Origin of the sequence: Enterobacter cloacae complex sp. ECL414 (assembly GCF_021869685.1) — a bacterium.
GTDB lineage: Bacteria > Pseudomonadota > Gammaproteobacteria > Enterobacterales > Enterobacteriaceae > Enterobacter > Enterobacter kobei.
The window spans coordinates 3,014,296-3,031,281 of the sequence record NZ_CP091481.1; the positions used below are offsets into that span (position 1 = coordinate 3,014,296).

Annotated in this window: 11 protein-coding genes, 1 tRNA gene and 1 pseudogene; 6 read left to right on the top strand and 7 right to left on the bottom strand. The window is 48.6% G+C overall.

The features are described 5' to 3' along the window. Positions 1–24: 24 nt before the first annotated feature. Together L3068_RS14565 and L3068_RS14570 are read left to right on the top strand one after the other, a co-directional pair. Positions 25–2,214 (top strand): TonB-dependent siderophore receptor, encoded by a 2,190-nt coding sequence (locus L3068_RS14565; protein ID WP_045281560.1) that lies wholly within the window; start codon positions 25–27, stop codon positions 2,212–2,214. A gap of 164 nt (positions 2,215–2,378) precedes the next feature. Further along, positions 2,379–2,454, top strand: a tRNA-Asn gene (locus tag L3068_RS14570). Positions 2,455–2,508: 54 nt separating this feature from the next. On the opposite strand, the gene L3068_RS14575 is transcribed toward L3068_RS14570, so the two are convergent. Continuing rightward, the gene (locus tag L3068_RS14575; RefSeq protein ID WP_045134957.1) at positions 2,509–2,841 is read right to left on the bottom strand and encodes a type II toxin-antitoxin system PemK/MazF family toxin; all 333 of its coding nucleotides are present in this window, start codon (positions 2,839–2,841) and stop codon (positions 2,509–2,511) included. Next, positions 2,842–3,099 (bottom strand): AbrB/MazE/SpoVT family DNA-binding domain-containing protein, encoded by a 258-nt coding sequence (locus L3068_RS14580; protein WP_117581268.1) that lies wholly within the window; start codon positions 3,097–3,099, stop codon positions 2,842–2,844. 610 nt (positions 3,100–3,709) lie between these two features. Here L3068_RS14580 and L3068_RS14585 point away from each other — a divergent pair. The 3 genes from L3068_RS14585 (at position 3,710) to L3068_RS14595 (ending at position 10,072) form a co-directional block, all read left to right on the top strand. Continuing rightward, positions 3,710–4,795, top strand: coding sequence for a hypothetical protein (locus L3068_RS14585; RefSeq protein WP_232947865.1), 1,086 nt, complete (start codon positions 3,710–3,712; stop codon positions 4,793–4,795). 110 nt (positions 4,796–4,905) lie between these two features. Further along, positions 4,906–7,608, top strand: coding sequence for a hypothetical protein (locus L3068_RS14590; protein WP_232947866.1), 2,703 nt, complete (start codon positions 4,906–4,908; stop codon positions 7,606–7,608). A gap of 4 nt (positions 7,609–7,612) precedes the next feature. Beyond that, positions 7,613–10,072, top strand: a complete 2,460-nt coding sequence (locus L3068_RS14595) for a hypothetical protein (protein ID WP_214602802.1) — start codon at positions 7,613–7,615, stop codon at positions 10,070–10,072. 109 nt (positions 10,073–10,181) lie between these two features. On the opposite strand, the pseudogene L3068_RS14600 reads toward L3068_RS14595, so the two are convergent. Both L3068_RS14600 and L3068_RS14605 read right to left on the bottom strand, forming a co-directional pair. Then, a pseudogene (locus tag L3068_RS14600) lies at positions 10,182–11,329 on the bottom strand (IS3 family transposase). Between the two features lie 371 nt (positions 11,330–11,700). Further along, the gene (locus tag L3068_RS14605; RefSeq protein ID WP_023337496.1) at positions 11,701–12,609 is read right to left on the bottom strand and encodes a LysR substrate-binding domain-containing protein; all 909 of its coding nucleotides are present in this window, start codon (positions 12,607–12,609) and stop codon (positions 11,701–11,703) included. Between the two features lie 170 nt (positions 12,610–12,779). On the opposite strand from L3068_RS14605, the gene L3068_RS14610 reads away from it, so the two are divergent. After that, positions 12,780–13,388, top strand: a complete 609-nt coding sequence (locus L3068_RS14610; RefSeq protein WP_014884434.1) for a glutathione S-transferase family protein — start codon at positions 12,780–12,782, stop codon at positions 13,386–13,388. 42 nt (positions 13,389–13,430) lie between these two features. Here the strand turns inward: L3068_RS14610 and L3068_RS14615 are convergent, their stop codons facing one another. From L3068_RS14615 to L3068_RS14625, 3 genes are read right to left on the bottom strand one after another with little or no spacing between them, the layout of a single operon-like run. Next, positions 13,431–13,925: a flavin reductase family protein gene (locus L3068_RS14615; protein ID WP_023337497.1), complete on the bottom strand. Its 495-nt coding sequence runs from the start codon at positions 13,923–13,925 to the stop codon at positions 13,431–13,433. A gap of 1 nt (position 13,926) precedes the next feature. Then, positions 13,927–15,237, bottom strand: a complete 1,311-nt coding sequence (locus L3068_RS14620) for an aminotransferase class III-fold pyridoxal phosphate-dependent enzyme (RefSeq protein WP_045269268.1) — start codon at positions 15,235–15,237, stop codon at positions 13,927–13,929. Between the two features lie 42 nt (positions 15,238–15,279). Further along, positions 15,280–16,971 (bottom strand): NAD(P)/FAD-dependent oxidoreductase, encoded by a 1,692-nt coding sequence (locus L3068_RS14625; protein WP_117581260.1) that lies wholly within the window; start codon positions 16,969–16,971, stop codon positions 15,280–15,282. Positions 16,972–16,986: the final 15 nt, after the last annotated feature.

A 16,986-nucleotide genomic window follows, 5' to 3' on the forward strand; every position in this document is an offset into this window, starting at 1 on the left:
CACACAATCAGGATCAACATAACAATGAAACGTTCTCATCTTTGGGTTTTAAATCCTTGCTTGCTTGCAATGCTTTCTACCTCTGCGTGGGCGGAAGAACAAAAGGAAGAAAATATCGTGGTCTCCGCCAGCCGTGCACACCGCAGCGTGGCCGAGATGGCGCAGACCACGTGGGTTATTGAACGGTCTGAAATTGAGCAGCAGGTTCAGGGCGGAAAGGAGATTAAAGAAGTCCTGGCGCAGCTGATCCCGGGCATGGACGTCAGCAGCCAGGGGCGTACCAACTACGGTATGAACCTGCGCGGCCGCTCGATGATGGTGATGGTGGACGGCGTGCGCCTGAACTCCTCCCGCAGCGACAGCCGCCAGCTCGACTCCATCGATCCGTTCAACATTGACCGTATCGAAGTGATCTCCGGCGCCACGTCCCTCTACGGCGGCGGCAGCACCGGCGGCCTGGTGAACATCGTCACCAAAAAAGGCCAGCCTGAGACCGAAGTTGAGTTCCAGACCGGAGCAAAAAGCGGCTTTAACAGCCACAACGACCACGATGAGAACGTGTCGGCGGCGGTCAGCGGCGGCAACGACAACGCCTCGGGTCGTCTGTCGGTGTCGTATCAGCGTTACGGCGGCTGGTATGACGGCAACGGCGACGAGGTGATCATTGATAACACCCAGACCGGCTTACAGTATTCCGACCGTATTGATGTGATGGGGACCGGCACCCTCAACATTGACGAACACCAGCAGCTTCAGCTCACGACGCAGTACTATAAGAGCGAGTCCGACGGCAAGCATGGCCTGTATCTCGGGAAAAACTTCTCGGCGGTCACGGGCGATGCGACTGCCTATAACAAAGGTAATCTCGATTCTGACCGTATACCGGGTACCGAGCGTCATCTGATTAACCTGCAATACTCCAATACCGACTTCTGGGGCCAGGATCTGGTTGCGCAGATTTACTATCGTGACGAAAGCCTGACCTACTACCCCTTCCCGACCCTGACCAAAGGCGTCGTGAGCAGCATCGGTGCGTCGCAGCAGAAAACCGATTTTTACGGCGGCAAGCTGACGCTGAACAGCAAACCGGTGGATGATTTAACCCTGACCTGGGGTGTGGATGCCGACCATGAAACCTTCGATGCCAATCAGCAGTTCTTTGATCTGAGCAAAGCAGCGGCGAGCGGCGGCATGGAGCTTGATAACGCCTATAACGTGGGCCGCTACCCGGGTTACAGCATTACCAACCTCGCCCCGTTCCTGCAGGCCAGCTACGACATTGACGCCATCACCCTGAGCGGCGGCGTGCGCTACCAGTACACCGAAAACAAGGTGGACGATTTTGTGGGTTACGCCCAGCAGCAGGCCATTGCAACCGGGAAAGCCACCTCCGCAGACGCGGTGCCGGGCGGGAAAACCGATTACAACAACTTCCTGTTTAACGCCGGGATCCTCGGTCGTCTGACCGAACAGCAGCAGCTGTGGTTTAACTTCTCCCAGGGCTTTGAAATCCCGGATCTGGCGAAGTACTACGGTTCCGGGACTTATCAGCTCAGCAACGGTCACTATCGCCTGCTGAACAGCGTGAACGTGAACGACTCGACGCTTGACGGTATCAAGGTCAACGCTTACGAGCTGGGCTGGCGCTACACCGGCGATAACCTGCGTACCCAGGTCGCGGCGTACTACTCGCTCTCGGACAAAACGATCACCATCAACAAGACGGACATGACCATCAACCTCGAAGACGACAAGCGTCGTATCTACGGGATTGAAGGCCAGGTGGACTATTTCTTCACCGACAGCGACTGGAGCACGGGCGCGAACTTTAACGCCATTAAGTCTGAAACCCGCGAAAACGGCAAATGGGAGAAGCTGACGGTAGACAGCGCCAGCCCGTCAAAAGCCAGCGCATGGGTCAACTGGGCACCGGGCGACTGGACCCTGCGCGTGCAGAGCACGCAGACCTTTGACGTGTCAGATGCGGACGGCAAGAAGATCGATGGCTATAACACGGTCGACTTCCTGGGCAGCTACGCCCTGCCGGTGGGTAAAGTGAGCTTCAGCGTGGAAAACGTGCTGGACAAAGACTACACCACCGCCTGGGGTCAGCGTGCGCCGGGGCTGTATAGCCCAACCTACGGTGCACCAGGTCTGTATACTTATAAAGGCCGTGGCCGTACGTTTGGTCTGAACTACTCCGTACTGTTCTAATCCTGTGCGCCGCCTGCGGGCGGCGCAATTTGCTGTGTAATTTCAGCGCGAATTTGCTATAAAATCAGCGATTTGCTGAAATTGTCGGCAAACGAACGAAAAGTGCGTTTTCCCCCTTTGACAAGACGAACTGAGGTCGCTACTATGCGCCTCGTTCACACGATTCCTCTGTAGTTCAGTCGGTAGAACGGCGGACTGTTAATCCGTATGTCACTGGTTCGAGTCCAGTCAGAGGAGCCAAATTTAAAAAGCCTGCTTTTAGAGCAGGCTTTTTGCTTTTCTGCGTCTCAGATGTTAATTCAGAATCGCATCCAGCCTGGCAAGCACCTCATTCACCACAGCGTCTGGTATGCGTTCCAGCCGCTTGCCGCTCCGGGCAGCCATATCAATGGTTCTGGGCTGGTCGCAGCGAATAGCGCCCATCGTTTTTGTTCCCGCACCGTCCAGGGAGACGGTAAAACCGGCTGTACGTGCAAAGTTTCCACCGCTGGTGATGGGAACAACAACGGGTAACCGGGTCAGCTTGTTAAAAGATGCCTTCGATACGATAAGCACCGGACGTTTTCCGCTTTGTTCATGTCCGGCTGTAGGATCCAGTGAGACGAGCCAAATTTCCCCTCTGTCCATTTACAGGATCTCCTTGCCCACCGCAGGCGCATCAATCCATTCCCGATCCTCGTCGCTCATTTCGGCGTGCGGATCGCACTGTGCCAGCAGTTCCTCAAGCGAATAACGGGGCCGTTTCTGGGGTTCAATAATCAGGCAGCCATTATTTATGGTCATGCCGACTTCGCTGTCCGTCGACAGCTCCAGTGTTTTGAGCACGGCGGGAGGAACCGCCAACATGATGGATCCGCCGACCTTTTTCAGGCGAGTGGTATACATAGAGCACCTCCGAATATTATATTTTAATATAACATCCATAGCTGGTGGAGCGCAATTTTTAGTCAGATTCATTATGGTTTCCTTAGTGTAACTAAGCGTGAAGGAGGCCTTAATCCGTCCTAAGACAGATCCGGCAGCTTTCAAAGGCTGCATTACAGGTAAAACGCCGACCATCCTGATACATCGGGCGCTTCTTTCACGTCATGAAGCATTTTGTGCAGGCGGTGGCTTAGTTCGTGGTAAGAAGACCGATAATAGAAAACTGTTTTTGCGGTTCAAAGGATTATGACGGATGAGATAAACGAAATGCGGCGCAGCTTCCGTAAATGGGCTGCGCCGTAAGGACATCAGAGATAGCGTGAAGGCAAAATTAGTTCAGATGTGACACCAGGCAATTAGGCAAGAGGAAAAAGGACGAACACGCGTTTACAAAAAACATATAACCTAAAGTAGCAATATGACATCAAGACGAATCATAACGTTACGAAATATATCATGCTCATTGATTTATCAAAAAAATTAACCACAACTATTGCAATGTCATTCAAGCGGCGTAACATAAATTGCTGAAATATTAGTCGTCAAAAAGTCGAGATAGATGAGGTGATATGTGAATCCCCCTTTACTTCGTTCCTATAATGCCGTTATCGAACATACGTTATCCCAAGCAAAAAAATCCAGGACAACGAAACACATTGCCGGTTTTTGTCAGTTACAGGGGCCCACGGGCAGTGGAAAAACTAGTGCTCTCTACCGTTCTGGTTTCGCCGATAATGTATCTCCGGCGTTGGAGACAATAAAAAAAATAGGCTTTCAGGCCATTCTGGTTACCCATCGTTGGAATATACTCCACGACATTTACGAAAAAACAGCTTCGCACAAAGACAGCAATGGAAAACCATTTAACGTTAGTGTTCTTTATGCGCAGGATGAACAAATTATTTCTGCAATCGAGGCTACGCCGCTACCTCATGAGAAAGATATTTCTACAGGTTCACTCCCGGATCCCTTTAATTCCATTAACGAACTTGAGGAAAAAAACTTGTTTGTCGGCCCAGATGTTGCAGACAAACTGCGTAAGAATTGCAGGAATATACTATATATCAATAAATCATTAAAAGGATACCCGGCACATTTACGTGCAGCTATCGCCAGTGAAAAAGAGGCGTTAATAAAATTATGTGCGGCAGTTGAGATATCGTTAATTCAAAATATCAAATTGCTGGAAAAAGAAGCCAGGAAGCAAAAAGAAAAATATGGTGAAGAACATGAACTCTTACAGGCCGCCAGGCAACGAGTTGATGACTTCCGTCGTCATGCCTGGGTCAGACGCATTCTGCCCGCCATCGCCTGGCGCGACGAAAAACAACACCTGCTGATTATGACAACCCAAAAGCTTATTTCATCATTTTACGATGGGCGGCGCAAAGTACGAATGTCAAGCAAAGAGCTGCGCAATTATGTCATTTTTATTGATGAATTTGATTATCAGGCTGAGGTACTACAGGAATATCTGGCTCAAGCTCAATGGGTTCAGGAACCGCCTGAATGCTTGGGGCAGTTACTCGAGGGGGGACGCAGATTACTGCAACGTATGCAGTATGTTGAAACAGCACCTGCACCGATGATCCGTGAACGTCTTGGGACATTTATTAACGAACTAGATGTTGCCTTAAAAGGAAAAAAATTGATTTAACACATGCCAGATCGCTAGTAATTCCTCTGCAACGATATCTGGATAATAAACCCTTCGGTGAACATTATTTATTTCGCTCCGATCAACTGGTAACCAGTGAGCGCCTTATAATGCGACAGGCCGAACATGGCTACGAAGTTATCAGACCAAATTCCTCATTTCAGAATAACCATCAGCCTATCGACATCAGTGATTTTTTACGCCTGATGGAAAAGTTTATTCGAAAGTTCAGTCTGATGTTAACGGACCTGACAGCCAGCGAAGATGAAACGTATGAATACATCAAAAAGTTAACCCGACTTCTATTCGACCCGGTTAATGACTACAGACCGTCATATTATGGTTCAACCCTGCCAAATATGTCTCGGTTTTTGTTACCACGTACTGATCTGCCTGAACTGCGGGAACTAAGAAAAAGTAATATTTTGCCCAATACACATGCCAGTATTTTTGGGTTAACTAACTGGTTGCTGAAACAAAATGTTGTGGATACCGATATCGATCCATTACGAATACAGATCAAGCGTGCGTTCTTGCCAACAACAGCAGAAGGTTTACTACTATCACTAGCCAGCCGTAATCTCGTTTTTGCACTGTCGGCCACATCATATATTGAAAGAGCCTGCAACCACTTTGATGTCCGGTGGATAAACTCAGCCTTACGCTATATTGCAGAAGCACGTAACCCTATAGTTACGGAAAGCTTTCTCGGAACTACTTTTGAAAACCGACCTGATTCCTGGTTTAAAGAACCGGTGCCCTATGTTCAAACCGATGATGACCTTCAGTTACAAAATACCGCGATTGAAGAAATCAATAGCAACAAGGAAAGCATCAGAAAGACACAACTGAATACTGAGATCCATGATTTTAATAGAACAAAGAACAGCCCGCATTCAGCTGATCTTCTCGCTTCTCTGCCCCCCGATTTTTTCCAGAATGATGATGAACCTTCAACAGATTTCGAATCAGAGTATCGCCAGAATATTCTACTTAAACTGCTTGATGTGCTGGATCTAGCAGGAAAAAGGCCTCAGCACCGAGGGCATCTGGCTTTTGTTAATTCCATATCTTATTTAAGAAAATGGCTAACCGCTGCAATAGCGACACAAAGCAGAGATTGCCTCACATGGTTAAAGCTGGATCCACCTTTATCCGACAATCTTCTGCTAAAGAATTTTACTGATGTATTTATCCCGTTGACTATACATAACGAGCCCGCACTAATCTGTCTGTTAACCGCAGAATGTCAGAAAAAAAAGGGCTTCAGTGATGCCTATCAGGCTGCATTTGCTTCCCGACGTATTGTTATTGTGCTGACACAAATTGCCTCTGCCACCAACGGTATAAATCTGGATTTCAGCCTGCCCGAATCCGGCAAAAATATGGATTTGACCTGTTTATATTTACTGGAATCACGGCATTTTTACTTTTCCGCTTTCCAGACCAGTGCAGATAGCAATGATGATATGGCACATGCAGGGTTCCAGTTACGCAATCTGGAAAAACTACTACGAGCAGGGGAAATTTCACGTAAACAGCATCAGCGCTTCATTCTGCCACTGATGTTGAACAGGAAGAACGAAATCTCCCGGTTAAACGGAGAGTATAAGAGAACCAGCGATTATATAAAAAATACGGCAGCCAATGTTCAACAGCAGGTTGGTCGTATTGAGAGAGCCTGGTGTGAAGTACCCAACGCTGAGATTCACCTTGATGCTGAACTAGCAAAAGACCTGTCCCGCTTTGCTTCATTACCTATCTATACATCAAATCGTCGACAGCTTTCGGCACTCAATCGTCAATTACTGGATACACTTCGGGAGCGAGATGAACTGACACAGAATAATTTCTTCAGCCAGCTCATGACGCCGACACAGCCTGGAAAACTAGCAGTGGATTATATCGATCAGCGACTAGTTCCGGCTATTCGGTTGTTACGGGAACAGTCAACCCCAAGAGATGACATCCCATTACTCTGGCGACAACTCGGTAAAGCAGTACTTCAACATGATTTAGCCTGGAAACCGGGAAAAAACGCTTTCGATATTGATCTTGAATTATATAAATGGGCTTGCTTTGAAAAACCGAAATTAGCTAATACTGACGGCAAAATCTGGTACTCCCCACAGACATGGCAGTTTTTTGACAAAACAGCAGAAGGGCTGCGCCAATACAACCCTCAGAAACTGTATCAGTATATCCAACGTCATCCTGTCATTACTGACTGGTTCAACCGTAAGGGTTACAGAACGTCTATTATGCCCTTCGCGAACGATTTGGAAGAGCATTACGCATTCCATCCACTAGTTATACAACGCCTGCTGATGGGACGTCTGGGAGAAGAAGCTATCCGGGCACTTCTTTATTCAGAGAGCATCATTACCACCAGCCAAGTGAGCAATCACCGGCTTTTTGAGCAGTATGATTTCATCATAAAAAATTCTGATTATCGTGTGGATGCTAAGTTTTGGAGACAAGATACTCTCGATAAGGCAGATGAAGAATATCAACAATGGTTGGCATCTGGCGCAAATCAAGAGCATACCCCTCTGGGTCTGAGTAAAAAACTGGCACAAATTCGCGCTATCGAGGGTAATAAAACCAAATTGGTTATCGCCAACTTTGTTGCTCCACATGCTGATAGTCAATTACTGGGTTTCTCTCACCAATTAACCCCTGTTCAAAATCCTTATGAGGCGGACATTCTGATTCTCGGCGGATGCGTGACCCCAGACACCATTTCAGTGGAAACCCCCGGATTCGGGCAACTCAAAAAAATCATCAATCAAAACATTATGGAAAGAGCATAACATCATGGCGAAATGTAATGACGAAATAATCCGTTCTCTCCCTCTTTCACACATGATTTACCGGGACAACGAGATCGATCGGGAGAAAGCTGAAAAACTAGTTGTCTATCATTATCCGTTAAGTAAAAACTATCGCTGGAATGAATGGCAAAGCCGAATTGATGATGAGTTAGGCAGTCGTTATTATCCTTATTTGATGAAATCTCATAAGGATCAATTTGGACTATACGTTGCTTTGGACTCAGAGCAAGACAAGCCACCAATAATAAAAAATGGTGATGGGATTATTGTTGAGCCAACGCGTGTCCATTACGAGGCTATGCTGAATCCAGTATGGATCCGACTTATCATGCGTAAAGTCTCCGCCTTTGGTTCACATTGCAAAGGTAGCCATACACTGGGATGCCCATTACTACAGACTGACGTCTGGAAAAGTAAGAATAGTTGCGGTATCAATGCAATTAGTCTGGACTGTCGCACTCAACAAAGAAGCGATAAAAATATCACTGAGGTTATATTATTTCATAAAAATGTTCCACTACGTCCAGTCGATATAAAAGACGAATTATTTAATACTCATCAACCATTATGGATTTATGATAAAAATAATGTTCTTGCCCGCTGGAAAGCGGAAAAAACGACAAAACCTAAATCTCAAATTTACCGTGAAGTAGCCAAAAATAAAGATAAACGCAAGCTACGCCCTTTTCTCGACCTTTCGTCTTCAACCTCACTCAAAAATAGCTGGCCTTGGATCCTTCAACCCGTTCAAAATGAATTTATTGAGCAAGCAAGAAAATTTGGCTTCGGATTATCTCCAGTAGTACTTAAGTTACGCCCTTTACCGCTTAAAACAAAATTCAAAACAGCTGACAAGGCTAAATTCCCAAGTGTGCAGCTTGACAAAGAGATAAAGGTTCTTGATCTACGTTTTTCGAAAAATGTATCCCCACAATACATTGTTAATAACATTCAGTCCCTGCTGAATGAAAAATATCCTGATGCACGCATGTCATTACTACCTAATATAGAACCGGATCAGATTGTGAACATAGATATTGATGGATCACAGTGTCTACTTGTTTTGCTGGATCAGACTCCGGGTATCATTGACGATCGCTATCCGTTGACAAAAATATTAAGAACAAAAGCTGCCTGCCAGCATATTAATGTTAATCCTTTTGATCTCACAGCCGACCCAATTGCGGATAACTTACTAATAGAACAGTTTACCCCTGACGGTGACACGAGGCTTATTCCTGCCACAGATTCTCGTTACTATGATTATAGTATCAGTGATTTTGAGAAAAAAGCGGCTCAAGAATCTTTGGCACGTAATGTTGAAATTGTATATAAAGAATTAGCCCTGAAGCATTTGCTGCTATGTAATGAGACCAAAATTAGTGTGACGCTTCCGCAGCAGAAGGATCTACTCACTAGCAGTCTCGCTGTAATCACTAATGGCTGTTTGTTTACTGTTAAACAAGACCGCCCAATAATATTACCTTTCCACCCAGCTATGCCAGATGCTGTTTCAGCCTGTGATAATATACTCTGTTCATTTGATACCTCTGTAACAGCACTACTCGCTTTGCTTAACGAAAAGTGGCCTTACCATTATCGCCCCCAAGATATTACACAAGGGATTTGGAATGAAGCAGAGAAGTTGACTCGATTTATTAATCGGTTGACGGTGATAATTCACAAAACGGAAGAAGTGACTATCCTCCTTCAGGATCCACAATATGGAGCACCTCACATGCTTCCGGAGAAATTAAACGATTTAATGACTATTCTGGATTCTCAACGGCAACAACTCCCTCTTAATAAATGGTTATTACCTGAAATGGATGAACTAATGTTTCATATAGACCACCTTACTGAAGAAGGTGAATTATCCGATACAAATAAAAATACGTTACTTCGTGAACTAGAGTTGTTGTGTGACCTATGGAAATGTGCTTTAAAAAAATATTATTCCGACAATGAATTCAATGTCACTTATGATGTTTTAAAAAATTATGTTTTTTCCCAATGGCCTGAAAAGAAAAATGCGCTTATGGTGGAAGTCGCTAAAAAATCAGTAAAAAGAGCCAGTACATCATTAATAGCATCATGGAATAAATTATTATCTCGTGTCTTCGATTTACCTTTAGGCGATCCTCGCAACTGGCTCAAGAACGTACCAGGTATTACACGACTCTGGCATGATCCAGAGCAAAATTACGTCATTGTTGGCAGTCTTTCCTCCCCTCAACCTATTATTCAACGTCAACCCAGTATTCGCCAATGGCATGCATTGCAGGGTGAACTTAATTCCGAACTTCTTGCCGGACTAGTTGATGTTGATTGGGTCAGAATGAATCAACTAGCGGGCAATCCCTGTGTGGCTACGCTTGTGCGTCGATGGAAGGAATGTCAGGTTCAGCTGGATGATGTGCATAATGTCTCACTGACAGAGTAAAGTTTCAATGCCTCAGGTAATAATATAGGACCTGAGGCATTGTGAACAACTAAGCTATTAGAAGAATGAAGTTCACATGCAATGTAATAACTGAATCGCCACGGATAATCTAGACACTTCTGAGCCGTTGATAATACTGGTTTTCATATTCTGTCGGTGACATCTGATTGCTCGAACCATGCCGACGCTTACTGTTATAAAACATTTCGATGTAATCAAAAATATCGCTGCGGGCTTCTTCCCGTGTTCCGTAGATCTTTTTCTTTATCCGTTCGCGTTTCAGCAACTGGAAAAAGCTTTCTGCAACCGCATTATCGTGACAGTTACCGCGACGGCTCATGCTGCCCTCCAGGCCGTGTGATGTCAGGAATGACTGCCACTCATGGCTTGTGTACTGACTGCCCTGATCTGAATGAACCAGCACCTGTTTTAGAGGATTACGTCGCCATATGGCCATCAGAAGCGCATTCAGGACAATGTCCTTTGTCATCCGGGATTGCATTGACCAGCCGATAATTTTGCGTGAGAACAGATCAACAACCACGGCAAGATACAGCCAGCCTTCGTGGGTCCTGATGTAAGTTATATCCGTTACCCAACGCTCATCCGGAGCATACGGATTGAACTGTCGCTGGAGCCTGTTGGGCGATATGATACTGACCTCGCCTTTGTGTGCCCGCGGGCTCCGGTACCCGACCTGAGCCTTTATCCCGGCACGATTCATCACTCGCCAGACTCTGTTCACTCCGCACTGTTGCCCGCTATCCCGTAAGTCCAGATGGATCTTGCGATAACCATAAACGCAACCGGACTCCAGCCAGAACTGTTTGATCTGTCCCGTCAGTCTCAGATCTACCTGGTGGCGCTGAGAATACGGTTGCTTAAACCAGGCGTAAAAGCCACTGGGATAAACATCCAGCACCCTGCAGAGCAGACGAACAGGTCAGCAACGGGAGTTGTCACGAATAAAGGCGTACCTCAGTCGGACAGCTTTGCGAAGTACGCCGCGGCTTTTTTTAATATGTCCCGTTCGTCAGTAACCCGCTTCAACTCCTTCTGGAGTCGGCGGATCTCGGCCTGAGCATCTGACTGTTCTTTATTAGTGGATGAGTCCGGACCGTCCTTCTTTATCCAGGCGTAAAGGCTGTGGGTGGTGATATCGAGACGTGTTGCAACGCTGGAAACAGAATGACCGCGATCAATAACCTGTTTGACTGCTTCAATTTTAAACTCTTCGGGATAACGTTTACCGCTCATGGGCACCTCTCTTTAAGTCATCTTAAATGACTCTGAGGTGTCTGTTAAACCCGTGGCGATTCATAGCGCCTTGCAATCTTGTTTACACAAGCTTTGTCTCCTGAGGCACTTGCAACACTTGGGAATTGGTTCGGAGCGGATACTATTGTGCCTGCACCATAATTGGCGTGGTTTGCTGGTGATCAATTGGCTAAAGCCAGTGCCTAAATATGTCATTAGTTCCGTAGTGAAATGGTGGTCATTCTGGTGGTCTTGACAACCCAACCGTTTAGGATTGACTTACCAATCAGCCAGTTAATGGCAAAGGCAATTCCAATCAGAGGAGCCAAATTTGAAAAGCCTGCTTTTAGAGCAGGCTTTTTGCTTTTCTGTTAGCCGTTACTTTCCACAGTCCCTGTCAACTGACGCCAGGCCGCCACTTCCTCATCCAGCCACTCACTAAAGAGAGCCACCTCCGGTTTCGCTTCCGTTAACTGCGATGTCACCAGCCAGTAAGGCCAGGGATAAGGTGCAGTGAAAGGGGTAAGCTGGACCAGTTCGCCCCGGGTGATGGCATCCTGTACCAGAGAGCGACGTTCCAGCGCGATACCTTTACCGAGTCTGACAGCCTCAAGGACTAAATTTGAGTCGTTAATGCATAACCCGCCGGGCACAATATCTTTTTCCAGTCCCGCATTGAAACACCAGGTTTTCCACGACTCCATGGAGAATATGATTTTACTCTTTGCCACCTCTGCTGGCGTTGCCGGGAGGATGCCGCCGTTATAACCGGGTGCTGCAACCACAATCAGTTCATCTGAAAACAGATAATGGCAGTCGCTTCCTTCCCAGTTACCTTTCCCCATGCGTATCGCCACATCTATCCCTTCCTGCTGCATGCTGGTGATCGTCAGACTGGCCTGGATCCGCAGCGTGATGTGTGGATATTTTTCCCGAAACCGCTCCAGACGCGGCAACAACCAGTGACAACCAAAAGACGGCACCATCGCCAGCGTCAGTTCCAGTATTCTCGGTTTCACCTGCACTAACCGGGTAGCATCTGCGATATGATTCAGCGCTTCGCGCACCTGTAACGCGTAGAGACGCCCCTCTTCGTTGATCTGCACCCCTCGCCCATGACGGATAAACAGCTTCACCCCCACCATTTCCTCCAGCACTTTAATCTGCTGGCTGATGGCGGAATGGGTAACGTGAAGCTCTTTCGCCGCAAGCGTTACGCTGCCAAGGCGAGCCACAGCTTCAAAACTACGCAAACTTGCGATAGGTGGAAAATCCGACATGAAACCACTCCCTCATAGACTGAATCTGATAAACGCTAACCGGCCAATCTGTCAGTAATACTAACTCAGGCCGTAAGATACTGATGATATTCGCCATAACGAATTTATTGTAATGTCTGTTTATCATCTTCAATGAAGCGTTTTTTCACACAGACAGGAAAACTGGAATCATGATAAAGCTGATTGGCATGATGGATTCTCCTTATGTACGCCGCGTGGCGGTCTCCCTGGAACTTTATGGCGTTGCGTTTGAAAGCCAGCCGTTGTCCGTATTCAGCACATTTGAGGAATTTTCCCGGATTAACCCTGCGGTAAAAGCGCCAACGCTGGTTCTGGAGAATGGAACACGTCTGATGGACTCGTCTCTCATACTGAATTATTTTGAGGCTCAGGCCGCGCCTGAACGGAGACTCCTTCCCGTGACACCGGATGCACTGGCGAACGATCTCCAGACGCTGGGCTTTATCCTCGCCGCCGCGGAGAAAGCTGTGCAAAATGTGTACGAACACAACCTGCGCCCGGCGGAGAAACAACATAATCCGTGGATAGAACGTATTACCGTCCAGCTGCTGGCTGCCTGTCGGGAATGGAACGCGCTGCTGGAAGCCCGTCCGGAAAATGCGGTGGCCGATCAGGTTGCTGTCACCAGTACGGTTATCTGGACATTTATTCAGTCAATGATCCCTCACGTCGTTAACGCCGGGGATTTTAAAAAGATTCAGGCGGTTGCCGACGTTTTCGAAAACCAGGCGGCATTTAAAAAATACCCTTTTAGTTAACGCTTCGCTCGGCGTGTTATGGGGCTTTTCAGCCCCTTTTTTTTAGGCAGGAATCGACAGACCCGCGGTGGTGGCATAGCGACCGTTGAAAAAGATGAGCGGTTCACCTTCAGTATGTAACGAATCCACCACCTCACCGATGAATATCCAGTGATCGCCACCGTCTACCTGACGCCACATTTTGCATTCAAGATGCGCGAGTGCCCCGTCAATCAAAGGCAGTTTAAAGCCGCTGACCCGGTGATCGACGCGATGAAATTTGTCGCTCCCCGCGCTGGCAAAAATATCGCTAACCTGATGCTGATGGCCCGACAGGACATTTATCGCAAAGGCGTCCGCCTCCAGAAAATGCTGAGCGTACCAGGATTGCTTGCGCAGGCTCCAGAGCACCAGCGGGGGTTCCAGGGAGACGGTGTTAAAGCTGCTGATGGTTAGCCCATGGAAATTGTTATCTTTATCCATCATGGTCACGACACACACGCCAGTTGCGAATTGACCAAATACGTTCCGTAATGTTCGGCTATCAAACTGCGCCATATTATTTCACCTCTGCTAAGCCTGAAGACGCGACCTGCTGCTGCAGCGCGCCGGCAAAAATTGTCAGCCCTTCATCCAGAACGCTGTCTTCAATCGTTAGCGGCATTAAAAAGCGGATAGCATTTGCCTGTTTGCCGCATTTAAGAAGAATAAGCCCCTCACGGGCACAGCTTTTGACTAACCGATCGATAAGCCCGGTCGCCGGCGTTCGCTCTCCATGCTCCAGAGAAAAAAGCTCCAGCGCAATCATGGCGCCAGTCCCGCGTATCTCATAGCCAATCGACAGAGGGCTGACAATGGATACTAAGGCGGAGCGCAGACGTTGACCCAGACGCCGGGCTGCGCCCAGCAGGTCCGTCTCTTCAAAGAGCTTAAGTACCGCCAGCGCCGCCGCGCAGGAAAGCGGGTTGCCTGCCCAGGTTCCACCAAGACCGCCCGGTGCCACCTGGTTGATAAGCGACTCACGGCCCACCACGCCAGACAGCGGAAGCCCGCCGGCAACGGATTTACCGAACACAATTAAATCGGCGTCAACACCGGTTTGTTCCATAGCAAAGAACGTCCCCGTGCGCCCCGCGCCAGACTGAACTTCATCCGCGATTAACACGATGCCTTCCCGGTCACAGAGTTCACGCAGAGCACGCATAAACGCAGGCGGCACGACGTAAAACCCGCCCTCTCCCTGAACGGGCTCAATGACGATGGCGGCCACATCCTGGGGGGCAATGTCGCTCGTTAATATCGTCTTGAGGCCCGCCAGCGCCTGAGCAATATCACGCTCCGTCTCTCCCTGCGGGAAGGGTGCCCGGAAGACCGGGCCGGGCATAATCCCCATCCCCTGGCTGTAGGGCGCAATTTTGCCGTTCATCGCGAGGGTCATAAACGTACGCCCGTGATAGGCACCGCTGAAAACAATCACACCGCTTCGCCGCGTGGCCACGCGGGCAACCTTAAGCGCGCTTTCCACCGCTTCGGACCCCGTCGTCAGGAGAAAACTCCGTCGGTCAAAATCTCCAGGCATTAAGGCGTTAATACGTTCACACACCGCGATATACGATTCATAAGGGGTGGCGGCAAAACAGCTGTGGGTAAACTGGTGCAGTTGGCGCTCAACGGCCGCGATGACGTTGGGATGAAGATGGCCGGTATTGAGCGCGGCAATGCCGCCGGAAAAATCAATGTAGCGACGGTTGTTGACGTCATACATCACCGCATTTTCCGCTCGTTGAATATAAACCGGATGCATCTGGTTAATACCACGGGCGACGGCACCCTCCCGTCGCTGCAAAAGCTGCTCGACTACAGTATCCATAACGCTCTCCTCAGGGGGCGGTCGGAACAACCGCCCGTCAGGTTATTGATGACGCGCCTGTTGCAACATGGCATCTGCATGCTGGTTTAACTGCTGACGATCGCCATAGCGGTAAGGATCGAGGAAATCGAAACGGACCGGTTTATCTCCGCGGTCGAACAAGTGCCCGATTCCGCCAGGCGCGTTATGAGCCCAGTAGAACAGAGAATCGGCAAATTCCTCCGTTGCCCGGGACAGGTAACGATTGGTGAAATCAGAGAAATCGATGGGGAAATGCTCGCGGTTGTCAGCAAAAAGCGAATGAAGCGTAGCGATTACCTCTTTTTCTGGAAGGTTACCGGCGCGATAGGCTTCCATTGTTTCGCAGGCCTTATCGAAAATAGCCTCATAGTAAGGGCTCTCAATGGAAAGATGTCCCGGATAGGTTGCGCTTTCAAATTCCTTCTCAAGCCGCTCGTCATCACCGTGCTGCTGATAGTCGCTGAGGATTTTACGCAGACGCAACACGCCGATGTAACTGCCGCTAATCCAGATACGGAACCACGCATTCCACAGTGGGAAGCTATCAAATGCGGTGAATGAATTTGCCACCAGCCTGTCGTTTACCTTCACCACTTCCAGGCTGTAATCCTGATAGCTGGCGAAATTCGCTGCTAACCAGTCATCCTGTCTGACGGCACGAACAATTTTAGGCGCGACGCGCAGAATCGATTCGAACGTATTCACCAACCCGCGCGAGAACAGCGGATCGACAAAGCCCACTGCATGGCCTAAAAGGCAATAACGCTCCCCTACGCTTTCGCGGCTGGTGTAATTCAGACGAGGTGCAACGGTCCATTCGCGTACCCGTGCCGCGCTCTCAAAGTGACGGGCAACGGAGGGGTGCTCATCGAGAAAACGGGTAAACTCTTCTTCCGGATCGCCTGCGGGACCATGTTTATCAATATCGAACTGCAGGCCGACGCTGCATAAGGTATTGGTCGAATAGGGGTGGTTGTTGAACGGAATAATCCACAGCCATCCGCCTTCAAACATGTGGTGCAGCGTGCTCTGTGAGAGCGGGGTCGGCGAACCGGTCACGTCCGTTGAGGCGATGACGTCTTCATACAGTTTGACCCCTGTCATATGGGTGAACAACGAACGCGTACGGCTCTGCATCTCACGTGCACCCTCGCGCAGACCAAACTTATCGGCAACCGGTGAACGATAGCCTGCTGCATCCACGACGTACCTGGCTTTTATCTGCTCTTTTCCCAGATCCAGCAGCATCCCGTCGCCGGTTTCTTCAATCGACTGGATGCGGGTTTGCTGGCGAATATCGGCCCCCAGACGTGCGGCCAGCGCCAGATAATAGGCATCAATATCCTGACGGAACAGATGCGCTTCCGGCGACAATACCGGTGTCGACACAACGTCCTGGGGATTATGCGCTTTATTCTTACCGTTCCATGCAAAGCTGAACGCCAGTTTAATACCGGCGCTCGACGTACCAATATTTTCCATCAGCGCGTGAATTTCCCCCGGCCACGCCAGCTCAGGAATATTGTACTGACGCGCCAGAATTTTCAACAATACAGCACTTTCCGGCACCATCGATTCCCCGACGGCAAAGCGAGGATGGGTACCGGCATCAATAATTACCACGTTTAATTTCTGTTTTGCCAGAATAGCGCCGAGCATGGTTCCTGCAATACCGCTCCCGATGATGGCCACATCATAATGACTTTGTTTCATTGCTTTACCCTTAAT